The sequence below is a fragment of the Mongoliibacter ruber genome, from assembly GCF_003003005.1.
GTDB lineage: Bacteria > Bacteroidota > Bacteroidia > Cytophagales > Cyclobacteriaceae > Mongoliibacter > Mongoliibacter ruber.
This window is the reverse complement of the sequence record NZ_PVTR01000044.1, coordinates 1-1,565: the sequence shown is the minus strand read 5'-3', so window position 1 is coordinate 1,565 and position 1,565 is coordinate 1. Positions and strand designations below refer to the sequence as shown.

Annotated in this window: 1 protein-coding gene; it reads right to left on the bottom strand. The window is 42.3% G+C overall.

Features of this window, described 5'->3' with window-relative positions; translation table 11 throughout:
• Nucleotides 1-1,565: DUF7507 domain-containing protein (locus CLW00_RS21180; RefSeq protein ID WP_146131484.1), on the bottom strand; the 1,565-nt coding region annotated here is incomplete at both ends.

The following is a 1,565-nucleotide window of genomic DNA, read 5'->3' as shown; positions in this document are numbered from 1 at the left end:
AGTATATTGCCCAACACTCCTCCAAAATCAACAGGATGGACTCCATAATCATCGTCATTGGCTATGATCCTAGGAGCTGTGACTGTTACCGTTACTGTCGCCGTATCACAGTTGCCCGGATTCAACACCTCACAGATACTGTACTCTACTTCGTAGTCTCCCGCTGGCGTGTTCGGTGCTACCGTAACCGTTCCATCTGGATTGATCACTACCGGAGAGTTTGGATCTACATTGATCGGTGTCAAGATCACATCATCAGGGTTCACAGGATCTCCGTTCAAGGTATCGTTATCCAATACATTGCCCGGTACTGTGCCACCTGTCGTGCCGTTGATCGGACCGAAGTCATCATCATTGGCCTCTATATCATTTGAATCTAGTAAAACTTCCACTTCATCCGTTGATGGAAGCGTAGGCTCACCATCGGGATCTTTGCCCGTCGCACTCGCGACGTTCAACACCCTGCCCGCATCAACATCTGCCTGCGTTACAGTATAGCTCGTAGTAAAGGTCTTACTTTCTCCAGCAGCCAATCCCTCAATAGTTTCAATAAAGCCTGTCAATGGATCTGTAACAACAACATTGCTCAAGGTCACATTTCCAGTGTTGCTCACGATAATCGTGTACGAAATCTCATCGCCAACCACACTGAAGCTAGTCGCCATAGCATCACCGTTAATAGATGTAGCTGTTTTCACAACTGAAAGCAATGGATTTTGGTCAATTTTTGTATTTGCGGTCGACTCTTTTACAGTTGTTTGATCTGAATTAACAAAAGCTGTATTTGTTATATCTAATCCCAAATCAATCATTTCCTGAGTAACTTCAAACGTAGTGATATAAACCCATCTCTCATTAATATCTAGGTTTCCGTCTTCATTTAAATCTCCCGAGACTAATGTCAATACTTCATCACCATTAGTTAATGGATCAGTTACCACAACATTTGTCAATGGAATATTACCAGCATTGGATATTGTAATAGTATAATTTAATGTTAAAGGGCCATCAATTTGACTTTGATCAACTTCTTTCACAATATCAACTTTACAGCTATTTATTGTTAAAGTTATTGGTGTTCTGTTGATACTTACACAACCAGTTTCATTATTTACAGCTTCTGCAAAATAGGTTATTGATCCGATTCCTGATAAAGTAGGGTTCTCTACCACTTCATCGAATTCATTGAACCAAACTACACTAAATCCTTCAGGAACTGTTGCTCTTGCAGTCAAAACATCTCCAAAATCTGAGCAAATAGTCAGGTCGTTACCCTCAGGAGCAGAAACTTGAATTGTGTTGACAAAAACCACTGATGATGCCACTTCTGTACATGGTGCATTCGCTGCTACCGTGTATGTCCACGTGCCATCTCCGTTATCATTCCAAGTACCGTCTGCATCAGGTGTACCACCCAAGGATGCAAACAACATTGTTGTTGTTACCTCTTCGCCTTCACAGATTGTAAGTGTTCCGTTCTCTCCTGCATCTGGGCTGTCAACCACTACTACTGTCACTACCGAAACAGCTTCTTCTGTACATGGTGCATTCGCTGCTACCGTGTA